At 52.0% G+C, this 23,054-nt stretch carries 22 protein-coding genes; 9 read left to right on the top strand and 13 right to left on the bottom strand.

Features of this window, described 5'->3' with window-relative positions; genetic code table 11:
• The 4 genes from C1714_RS00415 to C1714_RS00430 all read left to right on the top strand — a co-directional run.
• The coding region (locus C1714_RS00415; protein WP_210115214.1) for a transposase at positions 1-240 on the top strand (240 nt) is incomplete at its 5' end.
• On the top strand, positions 237-527 hold the full coding sequence (locus C1714_RS00420) for a hypothetical protein (RefSeq protein WP_102341339.1): 291 nt from the start codon (positions 237-239) through the stop codon (positions 525-527). The genes C1714_RS00415 and C1714_RS00420, both read left to right, overlap by 4 nt.
• A gap of 223 nt (positions 528-750) precedes the next feature.
• Positions 751-1,461: a response regulator transcription factor gene (locus C1714_RS00425; protein WP_102341340.1), complete on the top strand. Its 711-nt coding sequence runs from the start codon at positions 751-753 to the stop codon at positions 1,459-1,461.
• Positions 1,448-3,061 carry a HAMP domain-containing sensor histidine kinase gene (locus C1714_RS00430; RefSeq protein ID WP_102341341.1) on the top strand — a complete coding sequence of 538 codons (1,614 nt, stop codon included), beginning with the start codon at positions 1,448-1,450 and terminating at the stop codon, positions 3,059-3,061. Before C1714_RS00425 ends, C1714_RS00430 begins: the two co-directional genes overlap by 14 nt.
• 50 nt (positions 3,062-3,111) lie before the next feature.
• On the opposite strand, the gene C1714_RS00435 is transcribed toward C1714_RS00430, so the two are convergent.
• The 10 genes from C1714_RS00435 to C1714_RS00480 all read right to left on the bottom strand — a co-directional run bounded on the left by C1714_RS00435 (position 3,112) and on the right by C1714_RS00480 (position 14,104).
• Positions 3,112-4,029: a nucleoside hydrolase gene (locus C1714_RS00435; RefSeq protein ID WP_102341342.1), complete on the bottom strand. Its 918-nt coding sequence runs from the start codon at positions 4,027-4,029 to the stop codon at positions 3,112-3,114.
• Between the two features lie 6 nt (positions 4,030-4,035).
• Positions 4,036-4,977: an ABC transporter permease gene (locus tag C1714_RS00440; protein WP_102341343.1), complete on the bottom strand. Its 942-nt coding sequence runs from the start codon at positions 4,975-4,977 to the stop codon at positions 4,036-4,038.
• On the bottom strand, positions 4,974-6,200 hold the full coding sequence (locus tag C1714_RS00445) for an ABC transporter permease (RefSeq protein WP_102341344.1): 1,227 nt from the start codon (positions 6,198-6,200) through the stop codon (positions 4,974-4,976). The genes C1714_RS00440 and C1714_RS00445 overlap by 4 nt, the downstream gene beginning before the upstream one ends.
• Positions 6,197-7,744, bottom strand: coding sequence for an ABC transporter ATP-binding protein (locus C1714_RS00450; protein WP_245304966.1), 1,548 nt, complete (start codon positions 7,742-7,744; stop codon positions 6,197-6,199). Before C1714_RS00450 ends, C1714_RS00445 begins: the two co-directional genes overlap by 4 nt.
• Positions 7,745-7,934: 190 nt before the next feature.
• The gene (locus C1714_RS00455) at positions 7,935-9,065 is read right to left on the bottom strand and encodes a BMP family lipoprotein (protein ID WP_102341346.1); all 1,131 of its coding nucleotides are present in this window, start codon (positions 9,063-9,065) and stop codon (positions 7,935-7,937) included.
• 55 nt (positions 9,066-9,120) lie between these two features.
• The gene (locus tag C1714_RS00460) at positions 9,121-10,479 is read right to left on the bottom strand and encodes an MATE family efflux transporter (protein WP_102341347.1); all 1,359 of its coding nucleotides are present in this window, start codon (positions 10,477-10,479) and stop codon (positions 9,121-9,123) included.
• Between the two features lies 1 nt (position 10,480).
• On the bottom strand, positions 10,481-11,413 hold the full coding sequence (locus tag C1714_RS00465) for a nucleoside hydrolase (protein ID WP_102341348.1): 933 nt from the start codon (positions 11,411-11,413) through the stop codon (positions 10,481-10,483).
• Positions 11,414-11,431: 18 nt separating this feature from the next.
• Entirely contained in the window at positions 11,432-12,145 is a 714-nt protein-coding gene (gene deoD / locus C1714_RS00470; RefSeq protein ID WP_102341349.1) for a purine-nucleoside phosphorylase, read from the bottom strand.
• 10 nt (positions 12,146-12,155) lie between these two features.
• Entirely contained in the window at positions 12,156-13,073 is a 918-nt protein-coding gene (locus C1714_RS00475) for a ribokinase (protein WP_102341350.1), read from the bottom strand.
• On the bottom strand, positions 13,070-14,104 hold the full coding sequence (locus C1714_RS00480) for a LacI family DNA-binding transcriptional regulator (protein ID WP_102341351.1): 1,035 nt from the start codon (positions 14,102-14,104) through the stop codon (positions 13,070-13,072). The genes C1714_RS00475 and C1714_RS00480 overlap by 4 nt, the downstream gene beginning before the upstream one ends.
• A 240-nt stretch (positions 14,105-14,344) precedes the next feature.
• Between C1714_RS00480 and C1714_RS00485 the strand changes: the two genes are divergently transcribed.
• Positions 14,345-15,349: a nucleoside hydrolase gene (locus C1714_RS00485; protein ID WP_167849873.1), complete on the top strand. Its 1,005-nt coding sequence runs from the start codon at positions 14,345-14,347 to the stop codon at positions 15,347-15,349.
• Here the strand turns inward: C1714_RS00485 and C1714_RS00490 are convergent.
• The gene (locus tag C1714_RS00490; RefSeq protein ID WP_102341353.1) at positions 15,329-16,108 is read right to left on the bottom strand and encodes a TatD family hydrolase; all 780 of its coding nucleotides are present in this window, start codon (positions 16,106-16,108) and stop codon (positions 15,329-15,331) included. The two genes, C1714_RS00485 and C1714_RS00490, sit on opposite strands and share 21 nt — an antisense overlap.
• 121 nt (positions 16,109-16,229) lie before the next feature.
• On the opposite strand from C1714_RS00490, the gene add reads away from it, so the two are divergent.
• Both add and C1714_RS00500 read left to right on the top strand, forming a co-directional pair.
• Complete coding sequence (gene add / locus C1714_RS00495; RefSeq protein WP_102341354.1) at positions 16,230-17,258, top strand: adenosine deaminase; 1,029 nt, start codon at positions 16,230-16,232, stop codon at positions 17,256-17,258.
• Positions 17,259-17,277: 19 nt separating this feature from the next.
• Entirely contained in the window at positions 17,278-18,015 is a 738-nt protein-coding gene (locus tag C1714_RS00500; protein WP_102341355.1) for a nucleoside phosphorylase, read from the top strand.
• Positions 18,016-18,059: 44 nt separating this feature from the next.
• Here the strand turns inward: C1714_RS00500 and C1714_RS00505 are convergent, their stop codons facing one another.
• Positions 18,060-18,698 (bottom strand): YczE/YyaS/YitT family protein, encoded by a 639-nt coding sequence (locus tag C1714_RS00505; protein WP_102341356.1) that lies wholly within the window; start codon positions 18,696-18,698, stop codon positions 18,060-18,062.
• 299 nt (positions 18,699-18,997) lie between these two features.
• On the opposite strand from C1714_RS00505, the gene C1714_RS00510 reads away from it, so the two are divergent.
• A complete protein-coding gene (locus C1714_RS00510; protein WP_102341357.1) occupies positions 18,998-19,540 on the top strand; it encodes a hypothetical protein in 543 nt (180 codons plus the stop codon).
• A gap of 218 nt (positions 19,541-19,758) precedes the next feature.
• Positions 19,759-21,150, top strand: a complete 1,392-nt coding sequence (locus C1714_RS00515; RefSeq protein WP_102341358.1) for an ISL3 family transposase — start codon at positions 19,759-19,761, stop codon at positions 21,148-21,150.
• 194 nt (positions 21,151-21,344) lie between these two features.
• Here the strand turns inward: C1714_RS00515 and C1714_RS00520 are convergent, their stop codons facing one another.
• Entirely contained in the window at positions 21,345-22,979 is a 1,635-nt protein-coding gene (locus C1714_RS00520) for a putative manganese-dependent inorganic diphosphatase (protein ID WP_102341359.1), read from the bottom strand.
• Positions 22,980-23,054 lie beyond the last annotated feature (75 nt).

Here is a 23,054-nt window from a genome sequence, read left to right on the forward strand (position 1 = left end):
TTCATTGTCGTAAAGCAGCGTCATACAGTCGATAAGGACACAGGCCAGGTGGTAGTGTCCGACATAAAACTGAATAACGGATTGATGGAGAACCGGAACTCAATCATCAAGACGATCAAAAAAGCAGCCAACGGATATACCAACTGGGACAGATTCCGCAACCGCTGCCTCTATGTGCTCAGGAAGAGCTCCCGGCCATTGTTGAACCCTGTCATTCCGCCAAAGAAGGTTAAGCAATGACAACAAACGGATTAACATACGACCAGGTGTGGATCACGGCAGAAGGAGCCCGTTTGTATGGCAAAGAAGCAGAACTATATCTGCAGCCCCGCATCCGTTCCCTGAACCGAATGTGCCGCTCAGCGCAGCGATTAATGCGCGGCATTGAAAGTGAGCTGAAGCAGCACGACCATACGAACAACAGGATCCTGTATGCCTTGAGTACAGACGAGATGCTTGCCCACATCGCCATCTGTTGCGAGATGTTTCTGGACGAATACGAAGAACTGCTGGAGACGCAGCCTTAACGGGCCCGTCTCCTTTTCGTTTCCATAAGAAAAACCGCCTGTTTTACCAGACGGCTTCATGGCGGATAAACCTTTTTGGGGTGCCCCGAGACCCCAGGTTATTTCACTTCGATTTCGAGGCCTCCCCAGAAAAATTTAGATCGCCCTTTTTTCAACACCCAAACAGAGCGTAGCTGAAGAAACCTTTAGACAAGCCGAAGCCATCATCGGATACACTGAAGCTATGAATGATGAAAAAAACACAGTAACGATTCTCATTGCCGAAGATGATGAAGATATCCGCCAGCTTGTATCGCTCTATATTCAGAACGAAGGCTGGACACCGCTGCTTGCCAAAGACGGCGAAGAAGCGATGCGCCTCTCCAGAACGTTTCATATCGATCTGGCCGTGCTCGACCTCATGATGCCGAAGCTTGATGGCTATGAAGTGACCAAAGAACTTCGTTCCTCAAGCAACCTTCCCATCATCATCCTATCCGCCAAGAACATGGATACGGACAAGATCCGTGGACTCGATCTGGGCGCCGATGACTATGTCACAAAGCCCTTCAATCCCATGGAACTGATCGCCCGCATCAAGTCACAGCTGCGCCGCTACTATCAGCTGGGTGCCAATGTCCGCAAAGAACAGCAGACCTATATCAGCGGCCCGTTCGTATTGAATCTGCGCACGATGACGCTGACCAAAAACGGTGAGCGCATCGCCCTGACACCAACCGAGTTCAAACTGCTCTCCATCCTGATGGCTTCTCACGAAACCGTCTTTACAAAGATGCAGCTGTACAAGGCCATCGCAGGATCCTACTTTGAAAGCGACGACAACACCATCATGGTCCATATCTCCAATCTCCGTGACAAGATTGAGGACGACCCGAAGAATCCGAAATTCATCAAGACCGTCCGCGGCCTGGGGTATAAATTTGAAAACGAATAAAAAACAAAGACACCGCAGCATTTTCTGGACCCTGATCCTGCAGTACGGCCTCTTCACAGTGATCGTTCTGGCTGCCTCTGCCGGCATTAGCCGCACCATTGATTCGCTTGCCAACCGATCAATGCCATCCATGGATCTTGCCGCAGATCAGAAAATCAGAAACACCATCTCCAACGGAAACTGGGATTCCGTCAATATCGAACGCCTCGCCGGAACCGGATCCTGGTTCACGGTCCTTGACGGCACCGAAATCCTCTACCGGTCCAAAAACATGCCCACGGGTCTTTCCTTTTCATTCGATGATATTGCCTGCATCCCCGACAGCTCCTGGTCCGCCTACTCCGTTTCCTACACCGATGACAGCGGCCGGAACATACGTGAATACACCAACTTCCGCTACACCACGAATAATGACAGCACCGATTACTCCGTTGAAGAATCAGGCATCTTCCAGATTGATACCGCCACCAATACAGTCGTCTATGCCAACACCGCCACGCCGGGAAATCTGACAACATATACCGACACACAGCTTGACTACATCGAAGGTATCCATGACAGCTACCAGATGCTCAGATTACCAATCACCCTTTCCGACGGAACTTCGCTTACTGCCATCGTCGGACGGACCGGCATCGATCCCCAGGCAATGAATGCCGCCTCCATCTACCGCCTCTCCCTGCCGATGACGATCGCCGGCTATATCATGATCATGGTCCTGTTCGTCTGGTTCCTTTACCGCTGGTTCCGCAAGCCAATGCGAATGATCTCAAACGCAATGCAGGATATTTCCAACGGAAGCCTTGGCACAACCATCAGCTACGACGGACCAGCCGAGCTGGAAACGGTCGCCGAAAGCTTTAACACCATGTCCAGACGCCTGGAAGAAGCTGAAGATCAGCGCAACAGGGCCGAGGAACAGCAAACCAAGCTTATCACCGACATCTCCCACGATCTGAAAACGCCGATCACAGTCATTCAGGGATATGCCAAAGCGATCAATGACGGCGTCGTTCCCCAGGATCAGATCCCGCAGTATCTCCATACGATCTATCTCAAATCCAACAACCTGGCCGATCTGATCAACACATTCCATACCTACAGCAAACTTTCGCACCCCGACTTCCATCTTGATCTCCGGAAGGAAAATCTCTGCGAAGTAACCCGCGAATATTTCGCCGCAAAGTATGAAGAGCTCAACATTACCGGCTTCGAACTTGAAGCCGACCTTCCCGAAACTCCGGTCTATGTCAATCTGGACGTACTCAACTTCAACCGCGTCCTGGAAAACATTCTCTCCAATGCCCTTCGCTACAACCCCAAAGGCACAAAAATCCTGGTCCATCTGAATAACGATGAAGAACACCATCAGGCGGTTCTTACTCTCGCCGACAGCGGCATCGGCATCCCGCCCGAAATGGCAAAGCACATCTTCGACCCCTTCTATACCGGCGACGCCTCGCGGGGCACCCATGGCAGCGGCTTGGGTCTCTCCATTGCCAGAACCATCGTCGAAATGCACCGGGGAACCATTGAACTACTCCCCCGGGATGGCGAATGGAAAACCATCTTCCGCATCACGCTTCCAATCATTGACTGAATCAGTAAAAGGGCGATCCCGTTAATGGAACCGCCCTTTCTTTCAACATGTCAGGCCAGATGACTGAGGCGCTCCTCAACACCGGCCCAGAACCGGTCGCAATCCAGCTGCAGACCGATTTCAATGTTCGCCGCCTTATGATACCTGTTGTTCAGATCACATACCGTCCGCCCGTAGCACGGCCCGTGCGACAGATCAATCTCCGCATAGACAGGCTTCAGAGAGAACAGTTGCGGCTCACTGACATACATCACCGTCGTCACATCATGGACATGAACCTGATAGGCGTGCTGGTCAATCTGTTCCTGCAGAATATCTACACAGAGACTGCCTGCCCTGTTGCCAAGCCCCCGCAGCCTCTTCAGCGTCGAATCATCCACAACAGTCTGCTCCGTAAGATCCAGACCCATCATCACGATCGGAACACCCGAGGAATACACAACGGCTGCCGCCTCCGGATCTGCGTAAATGTTGAATTCCGCCGCCGGCGTCGTATTGCCAAATCCGGCCGAACCGCCCATCAGCACAATCTTCTGAATCTTCTGCGCAATCCGTGGCTCCAGACGCAGAGCCATCGCAAGATTGGTCAACGGCCCCGTAGCACAGACCACGATATCGCCATCACCTGCCATCAGCGTACGGATCAGATAACTGACGGCATGTTCTTTTTCCGGCGACCGTGTCAGTTCCACGAAGTCCCGGTTCAGCAGCCCGTTTCTGCCATGGACCGCCTTGGCAAGAATCTGATCACGTACCAGCGGACGATCACAGCCCGCATAGACCGGCACATTCAGACCCAGATATTCCAGAACACGCAGCGAGTTCGCCGTCGTCAGAGACACTTCTACGTTGCCGGCCACCGTCGTGACCGCCAGCAGCTCAAGATCAGCACTGCCGGCAGCTGTCATGATGGCAATCGCATCATCCTTGCCCGTATCGCAATCAATGATAATCTTCTGCTTTGCCATGAAAAACTATGCTTTGGCTGCCGCTTTCTTCTGACCAAGCTCAATCTTGCGCTTCTTATTGATGGAAATAATGCTCGTAATAATGATCGCAAAGATCGTAGCCAGATACGGGATCATATTCAGGAACTCGGTCGGGAAGTTCGTCTGACTCTTCATCGTCGTACCGAGCGTATCTGCGAAACCGAAGATCAGCGAAGCGAACATCGTACCGACCGGATTTCCGCCCGCCATGTTCTGGGCAGAAAGACCGATATAACCACGGCCGTTGACCATGTTCTTCATAAAGAACGTGACCCAGCTCAGCGACATGAACGCCCCGCACAGACCGCAAAGCACACCGCAGAATGCAAAGGAAATGTAGCCGATCTTATTGACCGAAATACCGACCGACTCCGCTGCATGCGGATTTTCACCGACCGCACGAATCCGCAGACCGATTCTCGTCTTCTTCAGCATGAACCAGACCAGGAACACGCACAGGAACGAAATATACGTCAACAAACTCTGCCCCGAGATGATTCTTCCAAGAACAGGGATCTTCTCAATCAGCGGAATATTCACCGTCGGAATCTGATAGCTGCGCATCGTACCGGCCGTCGTCGACTTCTCGCCCGTCAGCAGATACATCACAAATACCGTGCCGCCGCTGGCCATCAGGTTGAACGCAATACAGGTCAGATACAGGTCCGTCTTACCGGTAAGACTGGCAAAGGCAATGAACAGTCCCGTCACAAGACCCGTAACAATCGCCCCGAGAAGACCGGCCCACACCGAGCCGCCGTAATGCGCCGCAATAACACCGCCAAGAGCGGCACAAAGGATCATACCTTCCGTGCCCATGTTGAACATGCCGGCCTTCGCCGTAATCAATGCGGCAAGAGCCGCAAAGATGATCGGCGTCGCCATCTTGATTCCATCCGCAACAAACGCTACCCAATCGATACTCATAAGGACGGATCCTCCTTTTTCGTCTCATCCGAAGATGTCCCGCCGCCATCATCTCCAACAGCCGCTATCTTCTTCGCCGTATCTGTATCAGTCGAAACTGCCTTAACCCCTGCCGAGGCACTGTCACTGTCAGACTTAACCGCAGACTTGGCCTTCTCATCTTCCTCCGCAGCCTTGAAGATCAGACGATTCTTCATGCCGGACATGAAGGATTCAGCCGCAACCAGAAGAATGATGATACCCTGAATGACCGTAACGAACTCAATCGGAATATCGCCGCTCGTATTTACAACATCGGCACCGATACGGATATAGGCAAGAAACAGAGCCGCAACCGGAACCAGCACCGGATTGTTGCGCGCAAGAACCGCAACCAGCAGACCATCGAAGCCGTGTCCCGTCGTCGCTGTCCACTGAAAACGCGTATAGTTGCTCATCATTTCCGTCGCACCGCCAATGCCGGCAAGCGCACCGCCAGCCAGCTGCGCCGTAAAGGAAATGCCAACCGAAGACAGACCGACCGCCTGCGAGAACTTCGGGTTCGCGCCGACAAGACGCATCTTCCATCCAAACGAAGTCTTATAGAAGATGATGGCAACAATGATCACCGCCGCAATCGCAACGAAGACACCGCTCTGAATCCGGAACTTTCCAAGAATGTTGGGAAGCTGGATGCTTTCCGGAATCTCCATGGAACCCATGTAGGAGATGTTCGGATCACGCAGCTTATAGCGAAGAATGTAAACCGCAAGATAAGCAACCGCACTGTTGAGCATCAGTGACGTAACGACGACATTCGCATTGAACTTCCGGTCCAGGATCGCCGGAATGAATGCAAGAACAACGCCCGTCACAATCGCAACCACATACATCAGCGGAACCATGACCGCCGCCGGAAGATTCGCTCCCGCCAGCGACAGACCTGCCCAGGTAACCATCGCAGCCGCCAGCATGAAGATACTTTCACCGATCAGGTTGAACTTATTGACGGCTGAGATGAAGCACATCGACAGACCGCAGAGCGTAAATGGAACCGCAAGATTGATGATGGAACCAATACGGCGCTGCGAAGAGAACGGACCCAGAATGAACTGCTTAATGATGAACAGCGGCTCATCCGAAACAAGAAACAGAATTACCAGCGCAATACCGTAGGCAATCGCAAGGGCCACAATAATGCGAACCACTTCCATTACCGCTTCAATTCGCTGTGTCTTATTCATAACAAGCCCTCCATCTGCGCCGGCGTCATTTCCTTGACTCCAAGCATGTATTCACCAAGCGTCTCTTCGGTAATCTCACTCGCCTTGGCAAATGCCGCAACGATCTTTCCCTTATGAATGACCAGCAGACGATCCGAGCAGCCAAGCAGCTCGTTCAGGTCCGCCGAAATCAGAAGCGTACCCGTATTTTCCTCACGCGCCTTGCGAATGATCGTCTTGCGGATCATCTGCGCCGTACCGATATCAATGCCGCGCGTCGGCTGACATGCCAGAATGAAATTTGCACCGCTCGTAAACTCACGGGCAACGACGACCTTCTGAATATTGCCGCCCGACAGCATACGCACCGGCTGATCCGGACCATCGCAGGCAATTTCAAAGTCCTGGATATACTGCCGCGCAATCTCATCAATCTTCTTATCATCCATGAACATGCCCTTCTTGAAGTCCTTTTTCGTGAAGCGGTCTGCCATGATGTTCATCTTGATGCTCATATTGCCCGCAATACCCTCGATCATCCGGTCCTCCGGAATGTAGGCCATACCGAGATCACGGATCTGACGCACCGTTTTGCCCTTGATCGATGTACCGTTAATATCGACTTCGCCATCCGCGAAATCACCCAGTCCCGAAAGTACCTGTGCCAGTTCCGACTGGCCGTTGCCCTCAACACCGGCAATGCCGACCACTTCACCGGCATCGACATTGAAGGAAATGCCATCCAGAACATGCTGACCGAAGTCGTTGATCTTCACCAGATTGTGAATCGAAACAACCGGCTTTCCGGGCTTGGGATCTTCCTTGTCCAGCGTCAGTACGACATCGCGGCCGACAATGAGCTTCGAAATCTTGGCCTCATCCAGATCCTTCGTATCATAGGTTCCCATGCCCCGGCCATGACGCAGCACCGTCACATGATTGCTGATGCGAAGAACTTCTTCCAGCTTATGGGAAATGAAGATGACCGAAACACCGCTGTCACGCAGCTTGAACAGCTGCTCAAACAGCTCCTCCGTTTCCTGCGGCGTCAGAACGGCCGTCGGCTCATCAAGGATCAGAATCTTCGCACCCTTGTAAAGAGCCTTCAGAATCTCAACCTTCTGCATCTGTCCGACACTCAGGTCCCGCACCTTCGACGTCGCACTCACATTGAAGTTGTACTTCTTTGCAATTTCCTGGGTCGCCTTGACGGCTTCATCAAAGTCATACAGACCGTTTTTCATCGGCTCCGCACCGAGGGTTACGTTTTCCGCAACCGTCAGCGAGGGTACCAGCATAAAGTGCTGATGAACCATGCCGATTCCCTTATCAATCGCATCCAGCGGGTCCGTGATCTTAACAGGCTGCCCATTGAGGAAAATTTTTCCTTCCTGCGCCTCTTCCATTCCGAAGAGAACCTTCATCAAGGTTGTTTTACCGGCACCGTTTTCACCGACAAGCGCATGGATCTCATTTGCCTCAATGGAAAATGTGACACCCTTGTTGGCCACGAATCCGTTCGGATAGATCTTGGTAATATTTTCCATCCGCAATACTTCTGTCACGAGCTTATCCTCCCGATTCTAATATCCATTCCGATTATTCTCTGTTAGGCAGAATGCCACTGACCGGACGTCGTCAGCCCCTCATAACACTACCGGAAATGATGAGGAGTTCACGACGCCCGGCAGGCAGGTTTCCCTGCCTTTCCGAGGCGCTGCTTTTTTACGCAATGGTTTCCCTAAAGAAAATTACTTACTGAACGTTTGCCAGATACGCGTTGTATTCCGTATCGTTCTCAAAATCAAAGTAGCTCTTGACGGTCAGCTCGCCGCTCTTAATCTTATCCGCAGCCTCCGAAATTTCGTTTCTCAGATCTTCCGGCGTATTTGCTTCATAGAAATCATTGTCAACGATACCGACCGAATCCTGCGCAAGACCGAGGTGCGTCGTATGACCCCACATCGAATCATCGCCGTTCTCGATGGAATGCATGATGGAAACCAGAGAGTTGCCTACTTCCTTCAGCATCGAAGTAAGAATGACATCTGCCTTTTCAGGGTTCTCGCCATCCTTGTACATAGCATACTGGTCGGAATCGACACCGATTGCCCACACATCATTCAGCTCCGTGCATGCTTCGAACAGACCATCACCTGAACCGCCGGCAACCTGATAGAAGATATCCGCATTGTTATTGCGGGCCTGATCGAGAACGATCTCCTTCATCTTGGCCGGATCCGTCCAAGAGTCAACCGCCGCCTTAACAACCTTGACGCTTGTTCCGTGAGCCGTGTTGTAATCCATGACACCGTTGACGAAACCGGTAACGAAGTCATTAATGACCGGGTTCTCAACGCCGACGTCAACCGCAACCGTTCCCGTCTTCGTCATGCCTGCTGCCAGCATGCCAACGAGATAGGAACCTTCATTCTGCGCATAGAAGATGCAGGTCATATTGTCCGGCAGCTGATCATCGGACCAGTTTTCATCGAAACCGACGAACTTGACATCCGGATACTCTTCGGCAAGCTTTGCCATGATCTCCATGTAGGTTGAAGATCCGAGAATATACTGATATCCCTGATCAATCGCATCGAGAATGCCGTCTTCGTACTTGTCAGCCTTCGAAGCATCGCCAAGCTCGAAAGTCTTTTCTTCCCAGCCTTCGCTCTTCAGAATCTGCATTCCGGCTTCACCGGAATCCGAGAACGACTTGTCACCGAGAGCGCCGACGATGTAGGCGATCTTCCCCTTGGACTCCCCGGAGTCCGCAGCAGCACTGCTGCCGGAAGAAGATGTGTCCGTGCCTGAAGAACTTCCGCCGCAGGCAGCGAGTGACAGCGACATTGCTGCTGTCATGAGAATGGAAACTAGCTTTTTCATATATCCTCCTTTGATATGATTGCCCTTCAGCTAGCGAAGGGACTTAGCCTGAATTTCAATGCCTCGTCAGATCCTGGATCCACTTCATGGACAGGACCCGGAACACGCCAACCATAGCCTCAATCACAATTGCAAACTTGATAACGCTCACGACAACAACCGGAGCCCAGTGCCACAGGAATGCACCGCAGGCTGCCAGCGGAATCGTCGTCATCCACATGGCAACGATATCCGTATAGAAGCCGGTCTTACCGTCACCGCCGGCTCTTAGAATCGCAATGGTACCGGTCATCTCCAGCAGCGAGAACGGCCAGATCACTACGAATACTTTCATGAATTGTAACGCATAGTCCCGCGTCTCAGCATCCAATGCGTAAAGAGAAAGGAAAGGTTCTGCCCCGAACCATGTAACAGCTGAAAGCAGCAGCCCGATCAGCAGGCCTACCCACAGCATCGACTTCGATTCCTTCTCGACCATCCGCCGGTCATTTTCACCGATTGTCTTGCCGATGACGACCGAACAGGCATTGTTATAGCCGTTGCCGACACTTGCACAAAGGTTGTAGAGAACAACGGTAACGCTGTAGGCCGCCACAACCGAAGATCCCAAATGGCCCGTAATCATGCTCGAAGTACTTGTACCCAGGGACCAGATGACCTCATGGCTGACAATCGGTGCCGAAGCATGCAGGAAATCGCCGGAAATCACCGGATCCGTGCGCTTCAGATCGCCGACCCTGAACTGTACTTTCTTTTCTTTTCTGAGAACAAAGTTTCCGATCACACACAGCTCAACAATCCGCGCAATGACCGTTGCCAGTCCCATGCCGTTGATGCCCAGCGCCGGCAGTCCAAGATGTCCCTGCAGCAATGCCCAGCTGAGCAGAATGTTTACCGAATAGGAAATGACATTCGTCAGAAGAATGACCCGCACCTGTTCAACGGAACGCATGATGCCAAAGAACATAAGGCTGAGTCCGCACAACGGATACATCAGTGCACAGATCCGCAGATATCCGCTGCCAGCCATGATCAGTTCAGGATCCGAACTGTAGATGCCAAGCACCGCCTGCGGAAACACGAGAACAACTGCCATCGCAATCAATCCGATCAGAAACGCAGCCTTGAGACCGGCCGCCAGCACCCTGCGGATCGAATCCATATCCTTGCGGCCCCAATACTGCGCCGCCAGAACCCCTGCACCTACGGCAAATCCGTTGACAACCGTATAGTAGATGAAAAACACCTGATTCGCCTGACTCAGGGCAGCCATCTGCAGCTGGTCATAGCTTCCCAGCAGAATACTGTTGAACGTATCCACGCTGATCCGAAGCAGATCCTGCAGCATGATGGGCACGGCCAGTGCCGCAATCATCCGATAGAATTTTCTGTCCCGAACGATATCCCGCTTCATTTCATTGTGCCCGACTGTTCTTCACCGCCTGCACAAGCCAGTGCCGGAACATTTCTACATCCAGCTTCATCGCCGCCGAAACATTGGCCGGCTTCCCGCTGCGATGACGCACATCCGCCGCCGTATGACCGCGAGTATATGTCCCTTCGCATTCAACGTTGACGTAATAGTCTTCCGTCTGCAGGCACCCGGGACAGACCGCTGCCGCCAGGGCCAGCGCATCATGCATCAAGGCCGCTTCGCCGCCCGCCCTGTGCCTTTGGAACATGAAATCCAGCAGATCCGCCGTCAGAAGCGATGCCCTGCCGCCATCCTTTCGCAGCTCAGCTTCATCTTCCGGATCCATGCATGCCTTCAGTGTTACATCCAGGCCAACCATCGTCAGCGGGATGCCGCTTTGCATGACAACCTGTGCCGCTTCCGGATCCACCCAGATGTTGAATTCGGCCGTCGTCGTCACGTTGCCACCATAGACGGCGCCGCCCATAAACCAGATATGACGGATCAGGGAAGGAAGATCCGGATACAGCAGAAGCGCAATGCCAAGATTGGTCATCGGCCCCGTGGCCAGAATCTCAAGATTCCCCTTCTCTGCGACAGCGGCGTCATGGATCATCTCCGGCGCCAGACGCGGATCGAACTGCTTCATCTTCGCCTGCGGCAGCACTACATCGCCCAGCCCCGTTCTGCCATGGGTCCCGTCCGAAAAATGAAGAGAGCCATGAAACGGCTTCACCGCGCCCCTGCATACGGGGCCGCTGTAGCCAAGATATTCCGCCATGTCCAGATTGTTCTGGCAGACGTATTTCTCCGCAACATTGCCATTTACCGAAGTGATTGCCTTCACTTCAATTTCCGGGCATCCGAACGCCGCCGCAAGTGCGATGGCATCATCCGTACCCGTATCACAGTCAATCAGAAAAGGTCTCACCATAGACTTTCTCTCCAGCGATCAGGCGAGGGACAGCGCCACTTCCATCATTTGCGTGAATGATGTCTCACGCTCTTCGGCAGTGGTTACTTCATCCGGTCCATCAGAAATCGTCAGAATGCACAGTGCTCTGGCACCGCCGGCTGCCGCATTGGTATAGAGAGCTGCCGATTCCATTTCCGCCGCCAGAACACCCATGTCCGCAAACGTCTTGGCATGCGGCAGATCTTCACCATAGAACACATCGGAAGAAAGAATATTTCCTACGTGATAGTGCAGGCCCATTTCCTTCGCCTTGGCAACCGCCTTCTCCAGCAGCTCATAGCTGCAGATCGGAGCGAATGTTCCGGGCACTCCCTGCAGCGCCGGATAGTTGCTGGTGGTGCAGGAGCCCTGGCCGAAGACAACGTCACGTACATGAACATAGGGTTGCAGCGTACCGGCCGTTCCGATGCGGATCAGATTCTTGCAGCCGTAGATATGAATCAGCTCCCAGCTGTAGATTCCCATGGAAGGGCAGCCCATGCCGGTTCCCATAACGGAAACACGCTTGCCGTGATAGGTACCCGTGTAACCGAACATATTGCGTACCGAGTTGAACTGAACCGGATTCTCCAGGAAGTGCTCCGCGATATACTTTGCACGCAGCGGATCGCCCGGAAGAAGCACAGTCTCAGCAATGTCTCCTACTTTGGCGCTGTTGTGCGGTGTTGGTGCAGTCGTATGTTTTGCCATGATATGTTCCCTATCCTTTCCCTTTTTTTTCAGCGAACTGTTTCGCAAAATCTTCCATCTCATTCCAGTCCGGAATGCTGTTGGCTGCTCCCTTGATGGTTACAGCCCGTGCGGCCGCAAGGCTTGCCACCCTGAGACACTCCTGAGCATCCAGGCCTTTGCATACCCCGGCCAGGAAGAAACCGGTAAAGGTATCTCCTGCCCCTGTCGTATCCACCGCATGCACGCGGTAGGCAGGATGGGAAAGCACCGTATCGCCTTCCTGGTAAAGAACGCCATCGCTGCCGACGGTCAGAACGATGACCGCCTGCGGAAACTTTGCATGCAGGGCAGCGAGGATCTCTGGACTGGATCCTTCCTGAAGAGAGCTGAGATAGCTTCCCTCCGTTTCATTGACCAGAAAATAATCAACCAGCTGCAGAGGGCAGGACGCAATCGCATCTGTAATCGGCGAAGCATTGAAGGCAATCTTCATGCCGCGCTTCTTTGCCTGTGTCATTGCATAGGCAAGGTTGTTGACTTCATTCTGCAGAAGAAGAAGGTCACCCGGATCACATTTTTCCAGCATGCGGTCAATGTATTCCTCCTTCAGACAGAAATTGGCACCGTGCGAAATGATGATGCAGTTCTGTCCGCCGGGCGTCAGCTGAATCACCGCGTGTCCGCTTGGTTCATCCAGCACCTGAACATCATCCGCATGAACGCCGCTGTCTTTGAGCAGCTGAATCAGAAAGGTTCCATCCCTGCCGACGGCTCCGGCGTGAATCACCTCTGCCCCGGCTTTAGCACAGGCAATGGACTGGTTCAGCCCCTTGCCTCCATTGAAGAATTCCAGACGGTCTGCAGAAATGGTTTCCCCTTCCTTCACAAAGTGATCTACGGAATAAACGCGGTCAATGTTCAGTGATCCGATATCCAGTATTTTCATTGCTCTTCCCTTTTTCTTTCCCCACCGCATTCGGCAGTGCTGCCGCGGATGACCAGCTGCCGCTCGATTTTGTATTCCCTTGGTTCTCCTGTGTAGCGGCCTTCGATGCGATCAAACAGTGCGCTGACCGCCTTGTCCGCAAACTCGTCGCTGTCGTTGATGACCGACGTCAGCGGCGGTGAACTCAATTCCCCGTAAATAATATTGTCGACGCCTGTCAGTGATACATCCTGCGGAACCCGGATTCCTTTTTTCTGAAATACCTGCAGAACGCCGAGTGCGATCAGATCATTGCCGCAGCAGATCGCCGTCGGCATCTGCTCCAGGGCGGTAAAATAGGCGCCGCTTTTCTTTCCGGAATCACTGTTGAATCCCATCTCGAATACCATGCTCGGATCCACCTTCAGACCCGCTTCCTGCATTGCTTTGCAATAGCCTCCATAGCGGCTGTTTTCAATTGCCGTATGCATCGTTCCTCCGGCATAGCCGATGCGGCGATGGCCAAGATGGATCAGATGCTTTGTCGCAAGGTAGGTACTTTCACAGCGAACGCCATGGACCGAATCAAACGGGCAGCTGTCGTAGGAGTTGATCATGACAACCGGAATGCGAAGCTTTTCCAGTTCCTCCAGAATCGCCAATTGCGCCGAGATGGACGCAAACAGTATGCCATCCACGGAAATCGAAGCCGCCACATGGAGGCAGTTCATTTCCATCGCCGGCTCTCCGCCGGAATCCAGCAGTGTCACCGTATAGCCTCGTGACAACAGAAGATGCTGCACGCGGTTCGCCATCCGGGAATAGAACGGGTTCTGAATGTCCGGCACAATCAGCGCAAGATTATGCGTACTCTGCGTTTTCAGGCTTCGCGCAATCTGGCTTGGCCGGAAGTTGAACTTTTCCACGACCTTCTGAATCCGCGCCGCCGTTTCTTCGTTTACATACCCCGATTTATTGATGAATCTGGAAACGGTTGCAGAAGAAACTCCGGCTTCGTTGGCTATTTCTTTGATTGTCGGACGGTTCCCCATGTTCCCTCCAGTTTCTGTGAAAAGTGCCAAATGGTAACGCTTACATCCCGAATTATAGGATTCCAGATCCAGATGTGTCAACAGAAATCAGGACTTCTGACCGATAAAAACAGGCAATTTCAAAATCCCCCTCATAATTTCACCGCATTCTTTCAAACGTCTGAAAACCGATTGTGTGGAATCGTTTACATATTGCTTGAAATTTCTGCTCCCCTATACTTGAAGCAGGAGATGTGCCCTATGAACGAAAAGATCATTCTCGATGTCGATACTGGAACCGATGATGCGATTGCCCTATGCGCCGCCCTTCTAAGCAAGGATCTGGACGTGCTTGGTATCTGCACGGTCGGCGGCAATGTGGAGCTGAAAAACACAACCGATAATACGCTGCGGGTCGTGACTTGCTGCAGGCGATCCGATGTTCCGGTCCATGCCGGAGCTCCGCTTCCGATGGTCAGCACCCTGCAGCCCTGGATTGCTCAGGCAAAGAGCCTTCCCAGAAAGGAAGGACAGCGCAGCCAGGAAACAGCGATCCATGTCGATCATCTGCCGCTGCCTGAAACAGCGCTGAAAGCACAGGACACCTGTGCCTGCGTCTATCTGATCGAAACATTGAATAAGGCAGCGGATCATTCCATCACCCTGGTACCGACCGGTCCAATGACCAACATCGCCCTTGCCCTGCGTGCAAATCCTTCTATAGCGGATAAGATCAAGCGGATCGTCATGATGGGCGGAACACGAAGCGTCTATCCCGATACGCAGGCGGCCGAGTTCAATGTATGGTGTGACCCGGAGGCACTGGAAATCGTTCTGCAAAGCGGCATTGATCTGACGATGGTTTCTCTTGATGCGACGTCCCATGCCTGCCTCAACGCCAGACAGGCGCAGCAGATCCGGGAAATCCATTCCGCTCCCGCCGAACTGTGTGCAGCCCTGATCGAACACCGCCTGCATGCTTCCGCAGCACATGGCGATACAAAAGGAACGGGTGTCGGAGCCGCCCTGCATGATGCGCTGGCGGTCTGTGCACTCGTTCATCCGGAAGTTCTGAAGATCGAAGATGTTTCCTGCCATGTTGATCTCGGTCATGGCTTTGCCTATGGCGAAACAGTATTGGGAAGAAACTATACCGAAGAAAAACTGGAAGCCAACTGTCACTACGCCTTCTCCGCTGACAGCGGCATCTTCTTCCACTGGCTTTACAGTACGCTTAAGGAAGGATCAGTCAAACAGGCGGCTTGAAAACAGCGTTTCAGCATTTTTCTTTGCCTGCGATACAACGTCCTGCGGGCTGCAGTGCCGGATCTCGGCAATTCTGACAGCCGCTTCTTCAATCATGGAAGGATAGGCAGGAAACGGCACCTGATAGGAAGGAAGAAACGGCGCATCCGTCTCCAGCAGCAGCCGGTCCATCGGAAGAAGACGGATGGTTTCAAGCAGCCGCTCACTGTGGGGATAGGTGATCTGAGGACCGACACTGATGTAATAGCCGAGATCAAGAAATTGTTCCGCATACTTCGGCAGTGAAAAGAAGCGATGGACGGTTCCCTTCAAGCCGGGAAATTCCCTGAGCATCTGAAGAATGTCTTCATCCGCATCACGGTCATGAATCACAATCGGAAGATTCATCTCCTTTGCCAGCTGCAGCTGGGCATGGAACACCGGCTTCTCAATTTCCGGTGCCGGCCGCTGTTCATAGCCATAGTCGAGGCCGATCTCGCCGATGGCAACGGCCTGCGGATCCTGTGCCATCGTTCTCAGCTGATCAATATAGTCATCCGGCAGTCCGGCGGCTTCATTGGGATAGATGCCGACAGATGCCTTCAGAAGGTCATAGGTGTGCGCAAGAGAAATGGAAGCGCGGCTGGAAGGAAGGTTCGAGCCGGACGTAATGATGCGGAATACTCCTTTTGCCTTCTCACTGGCAAGTATTTCGGAAAGATGATCTTTGTAGCAGGGATCATCCATATGAGCATGGGTATCGACAATTCCATCTAACATTCTGTTTCTCCTTTTTTTCTCATTTTACTGCAAGCGCACAGGAAACGTTTTTCAGGAAAAAGTACAAACCGGAATTGCGAACAACGGAAATTATGATTACGCTTTTGGAAGGAGGGTTTCCATGAATCATTCATATTCATTTCCCAAAGTAGAGCTCCATCTGCACCTGGACGGCTCTTACCGTGTTGAAACCATGTGCCGCCTGGCCAAAGAGCGCGGCATCACCATGCCCGGCACAACCCCCGAGGGCTACCGAGAATGGCTTCGGGAACATTCGGATGCTCGATCGGTCAATCGCTTTCTCGAAATGTTTGAGCAGCCTTCTTCCGTGCTTCAGGATCCTCAATCGCTGGAAACAATCACCTTTGAACTGATTGAAGACCTTGCCTTAGACGGTCATGCGGCAGCGGAAATCCGCTTTGCGCCACAGCTTCACACCGCCAAAGGCATGTCACAGGCACAGGCTGTAGAAGCGGTTCTGGCCGGCAGAACGAAGGCTCTGGAAAAATATCCGGATATCGCCATCGGCATTCTTACCTGCATGATGTGCGTAGGGACGGAAAAGGCCAACTGGGATGCGAACATGGAGACCGTCGAAGTATGTCACCGGTATCTTGGCAAAGGTGTGGTCGGCATCGATCTTGCCGGAGCCGAAGGGATTGTTCCTCTGAAAAACTTCGCTCCCCTGTTTGCAAAGGCGAAGGAATATCATCTTCCGATGACCTGCCATGCGGGTGACAGCCAGGGGCCGGAAACAGTGCGCGATGCGCTTGACTTCGGTGTAACAAGAATCGGCCACGGTCACCATATTATCTATGATCCGGACCTTTGCCAGCGCGCCATTGCCAGCGGCATTACCCTGGAACTGTGCCCTACGAGCAACGTTCAGTGCATGAGTGTTCCCTCCTATCGGGAACATCCTCTGAAAGCACTGTACCGGATGGGCATGCTTACAACCATCAGCACCGACAATAAGACCATGAGCCATGTTACGCTCGATGATGAATATGATCACTGCATCCATGACATGGGCCTCAGTGAGAAAGACATGATTCAGATGAATCTCAATGCGATCAATGCTTCGTTTCTTCCCGAGGAAGAAAAAGAACCCGTTCGAAGAACGTTAACAGAGCTGTTTAAACAATGTTGATGGAAAGAAGGGAAAATTTATGAAACAGCCGCACATTCAGCTTGATGAATCCATTCGCGCAAAATGCGCCATTCTGCCGGGGGATCCTGCCCGTCTCGACCGGATTGCCCTGCAGATGACAGATGTCCATGAACTTGCCTACAATCGTGAATTCCGCTCCCTGGAGGGACTGTACAAGGGCCATTGGATTCTTGCCGTATCGACCGGCATCGGCGGGTCGTCCGCTTCGATTGCCATTGAGGAACTTGCGCATCTTGGTGTGGATGCCATGATCCGCATCGGCTCATGCGGCGCTCTTCAGAAAGGAATTCAGCTTGGCGATCTGATCTTCGCCTGCGGCGCCATCCGTGATGATGGTACGTCCAAGGCCTATGTCGATGTTACCTATCCGGCCGTTCCGGATCCGGATCTGCTGCAGTACTGCCGCAGTATCGCAAAGGAAGAAGGCTGGGGCTGCCACACCGGCATCGTTCACAGCCACGAATCGTTCTATATCGATGACAATGCTGAAATCGAAGCTGGCTGGAGTAAGAAAGGGGTACTGGGCGCGGACATGGAGACAGCAGCGCTCTTCGTTGCCGGCCGTCTGCGTCATGTGGCGACGGCATCCATTCTGAACAATGTCGTTGTCTATGGCAGCGATACGGCTGATGCCATCGGAAGCTACAGCGATGGTGCAGTCCGTACCGCTGAAGGTGAACGCCGCGAAATTGCGACAGCTCTGGAAGCTCTGTACAGATACGAAACAGAGAGATAAACACAGCGGGGTGCCTAACGCATCCCGCCTTTTTGAAATATCGATTATTTACCGGCTTTCGGCACGCAGCTGCCGAATTTTTCATTGAACATCTGAAGAACTGACTCCGCAATCTTTCCAACCAGCACCAGGCACAGGATGGTCGCAATGCCGACCGTACCTCCCAGCAGCCAGCCGATCACAAGATTGGCACCGTCCGCGATCCAGCGCAGGGTGTGGTAGTCATCCCGATGGAAGATTCTGCCAAGCGAGAAGATAAAGCAATCATAGGTCGAAAAGCCGACGTCCGGATACTGGCTGAAACCGACGCCGAAGGCATACACCGCAATTCCCATGAGCATCAATGCGATCCGCATCCCCAGCGAAGCTACTGTTTCCGGAAGAATGGCGTCCATCAGACTGATGCCGAGTGAACTTGTAAATACACTTAATACCGTTCCAAACGACACATGGCGACGATCCAGAAACAGGGCAAATCCCACCTGGGCAAGACACCAGACCGCATTGGAAAGACTCAGAGATATGCCGAAGACGATGCTTGTTCCCTTTAAAAATACCGAGAAGGGATCGGTCCCCATACGTGCATGATCGCACATGGAGATGCCGACGCCGATCATGATCATGGCGATCGACTGCAGCACATAGCGCTTCAACAGCCGCTTTGATTTATTTATTTCATTCATCCCTGATTACCTCAACCATGCCGGCCTATTGTAGCACAGCACGAAAAAGGGATATTTAAAAATTTGAGGGGATGGTGACCTGCATTTCAAGGTGATGGGGTTGCCATCTTTTATGTATGTCTGTGAAAGTTTAAGACTCTGGGGTTTGCTTTTTTTGTACAGGTATTGTTCGAATTGGATGAAAAAGACTATCCTTCAGGTAAAGGAGGAATGTTGAGCTCCTGGCAATAATAAAAGCTGGCATCCCCAAACCCTTCGCAGTCCAGCACATGCCAGCGACTCCATTATAGACCTGTCTGATGATCATGATTCATTGTCATTTGCACAAGCTCGTGGAGTTTGTTAAGAATCGCCTGATTCATTCCTCAAACGATTCTTCCACACAGGAAATCATTACAAGAGCTGTTCAGGTCTTTTATGATCAGTCGGTTTCCGAACTGATTGTGAATAATGGCTATCTGTATTACGCAAAGTACAGCAGAAGATTTACCATTCTTGATCATACTGTGACACTGATCATTAAGCGTGTTTACCGGAAAGGCTCGTCTGCAGATGCAGTTCTGCTGTCTTTCATGATCCCCTACAGCAGCCGCACCGCGGACGATTTTACCGCTGTTCTTACTTCATGCGGGGATCGTTCCTTTACCGTTGAAGAAAGCGGTAATTCCTTTGACTATGACGCTGTACGGCTGATCCGCTGGAAGTTCAACCGGTACTGGCAGAGTATTCTCAATACCAGGCGCATTTACCTCAATACGGATATAACCACGAATTGTATTACCCTGCTTGGCAGGCAGTTCCTGCAGAACAGAAAGCTGCGCTGCCAGCTCGTTTTCACATGACCTCTTTTTCTCACAGCAGGAATATCAAAGAAGCCTCTGCGTTCCTATTCTGAGGGCAGAAGGGATGAAAGCCGATCAATACCGAACGAAGGAACGTTTCACCTCATCATTTTGAAGAAAAGCCCTTCGTTCATCATTTTGATTCGGCTTTCCGGAAAGGAATTCATGCATGGTATACGGTATTCAATCGATTCCCTGCAGAATCAGAGGTCATCGGTATGTCTCTTAACACGAATAAAGAGGACATCATGGAGCTCTTCGGCCTGGAAGACAGTGATGTGGAGGACTTCCAGTATCAGAACTTGAATGGAAATGCACAGATCTCAGTCCGGCTCGTTCCGCACTATGAGCCCTGCCCGGAATGCGGCTGTAAAACTCCAAGGATCAAAGATTATTACTGGAAGAAGATTACGCACAGTGTTCTTTCTGATCGTAAATGTACGCTGCTTTACCGGGCCAGACGATATGTCTGTCCGGTATGTCATCGAACCTATGCAGAGAAGAATCCATTCTCCTTTGGCAGTATGAGTATCTCCGCATTCACGGTTCAGAGAGTGCTCACGGATCTGAAGAACTATAACGAGACATTCTCTTCCGTTGCGCGCAGGTATCATCTCTCTCCTGCCACAGCTGCCTATCTGTTTGATGATCACGTCAGTCTTCCCAGGAAACCTCTGCCGGAGATGATCAGCTTTGATGAAGTCTATGCCTTCCGCAACTACAGCGAGAAATTCGTCTGTGTTCTTATGGATTTCCAGAGACAGACGCCCATTGATTTCCTGAACTCCAGACGGGAAGATCGGCTGCTCAGCTACTTTATGAAGATCCCGCTGGAAGAGCGGAAGAAAGTCAAAGCCTGTTCCTTCGATATGTACGATACCTATCGAACGGTCATGAAGAAGTGTTTCCCGAACAGTATCGGTATCGTGGACAGATTCCATCTCTGCCAGGAACTGGGACGCCAGACCGACAGTGTTCGAATCCGTGCCATGAAAGGAACCACAAAAGGTTCCGATGAATACTATCTTCTCAAGAAGTTCAACTGGATTCTCTACAGGCATTCCGACAGCAGCACAAAAGATGGTAAGAAGCTGTTCGATCCAAACGGACAGAGAAGATATAACAATCATTTCAAATTTCCGATTGACTACTATGATCTCCGCGAGAAGCTCCTGAAAATAAGCCCTGAGCTGATGGAGTCATGGAATCTGAAAGAAAAAGTATACGACTACTATGAGACCGCCACGCCCAACGATAGGGAGCAGAAACTGAACGAACTGATTACGGAGTTCAGGAAGTCTCAGGTACCGGAAATGCGTCACTTCGCCAGCACACTGACCAAATGGCGGACCGAAATCATCAATTCTCTTACTACCTACGGCTACATCTACAAGGTCGATTCCAAGACCGGCAAACCCAATGCCTATCATAAGCGGATGACCAATGCGATCATTGAAAACCGAAACTCAATCTGTAAGTGCATCAAGAAGAATGCGAACGGCTATCACAACTGGGACAGATTCCGCAACCGCCTCATGTACGTTCTGGACAAGGATGCGACCTACTCATTGAACCCGATACACTCGAATGTCACAAAAACGGCGAAATAAAAACTTGGCCTCACAGCTGTTCAAACCAGTTGTAAGGTCATGTCTTACTTCAGATGACTCGGGCGCTGAGTTCATGATTATGGGGCGCCAGTTACCCCAGAGATTTATCGCTCCGGTTTGACTCTAACCCCACACATTTCAAAAGCGCCCGAAAAAGAGACTCATATCAAATGGATGAGTCTCTTTCATGTTACTCAGGCACCAAGAGCTGCCGAAATTTTGGGAAGAATCTGTGTCTTGCGCGAAAGAATGCCGACCTGCAGAGAATTCTGTTCCCCATCCTTGTCCGGGAAAGCGGCGGCGGCACGCACCGCCCTCTCACCCGCCAGGAAGATGACGGAACCGTTTTCAAGAATCGAGCTGAAGGCGACGACAAGAAGATCCAGTTCCTTGCGGCGCACGAGATCATTCATTTCGCTCATGATCTCAGCGCGGCGGTTGCGCATGTCCCTGGCCGAAGTAACCAGAACCTGGGAAATCATGACATGGTTGCCCGCAATGTCGAAATACTTAATGTCCTGAATGAGCATCTCATGGATCGATTTGTCCGCTGCCGAAGCCGTTGCGCCGAACATTTCGTTGCCGAAGGTCTCAATATCAAGATCCGCAAGCGCCGCGAGAATGTTTGCGACATCGCGGTCGCGAGGCGTCGTTGTCGGCGACTGGAACATGAGCGTATCGGAAAGCACAGCCCCCAGCAGCAGTCCGGCAAGGTTCTGCGGCATTGGAATCTGATTTTCACGGAACATCGTCGTGATGATCGTTGCCGTGGATCCGACAATTTCATTCCGGAACGATACCGGCTGTGACGTTGCGAAGTCGCTGATCCGGTGATGGTCGACGACTTCGAGAATCTGTGCCTTTTCTACGGCCCGAACGGACTGGGCAAATTCATTATGATCCACCAGAATGATCTTCTTGTTCCGGTAGTTCATGATATGGAAACGATTGATGTACCCGACAAGCCTGCCATCCTTATTGACGACCGGATAGTTGCGGTAGCGCGTCTTCATCATCATTTCCGCCGCATCTTCCACAAGCTCCGTATCCTTGAATACGTGCGGCATCTTCATGATCAGCTTCACCGGCGGCGCCAGGTACAGGAAGCGGCTCGTGTTCATGCTGCCATGGCCGGACTTGATGATCGGGCAGTGATATTTCTTCGCCGCCTCCATCACATCTTCACGAAGATTGTCGCACCAGACAACGATCAGAAGCCCGGCACCTTTGTTTGCGATCAGGTCGAGCTGAGAATCCGGATCATCGCCGATGATGACGATGCGATCCTTGACATCATAGTTGGAAGTACGGTTCTTGGAGAGGGAGATGATGGAAACCTTGCCGTTGATATGCGACTGTTCATCGTCGTAAAGAATCGTTCCGTTAATGGCTTCCGCAATATGATCGACGCTTGTATTCTTCAGCAGCTCAATTTCAGCCGCCGTATCGCCAAGACCGATCTTGGCAAGATCGCTGGTAGAGACGAAGCCGACGATATGATAATTGTCATCCAGAACGGCAAACGACTGCCGGTCCAGCGAATTCATCAGCTGCAGCGTCTCAAACACCGTCGTCTCCGGTGTAATGAAATCAGGCGGATCAATCTCGATTTCACGGATCTGTTTCCGCGCATCATCCAGCAGCATCGGCGCTTCAAAGCCGAAACGCTTCAGAAGATAGTTCGTTTCATTATTCAGCGGCCCAAGCCGGCACGGGATTGCCTTGATCCCCTTCGCCCTCTTAAAGAACGCATAGGCAATAGCCGAGGCTACCGAATCCGTATCCGGATGCTGGTGCCCGGTAATGTAAATCGGTTCCGTATCTTTCATTTCGTTCTTTCCTCACAACGCTGATTATACAGCCTGACCCCCGTTCATTGAACCCCTGCACGATATCGCAGATGC

This window comes from Galactobacillus timonensis, from assembly GCF_900240265.1.
GTDB lineage: Bacteria > Bacillota_I > Bacilli_A > Erysipelotrichales > Erysipelotrichaceae > Bulleidia > Bulleidia timonensis.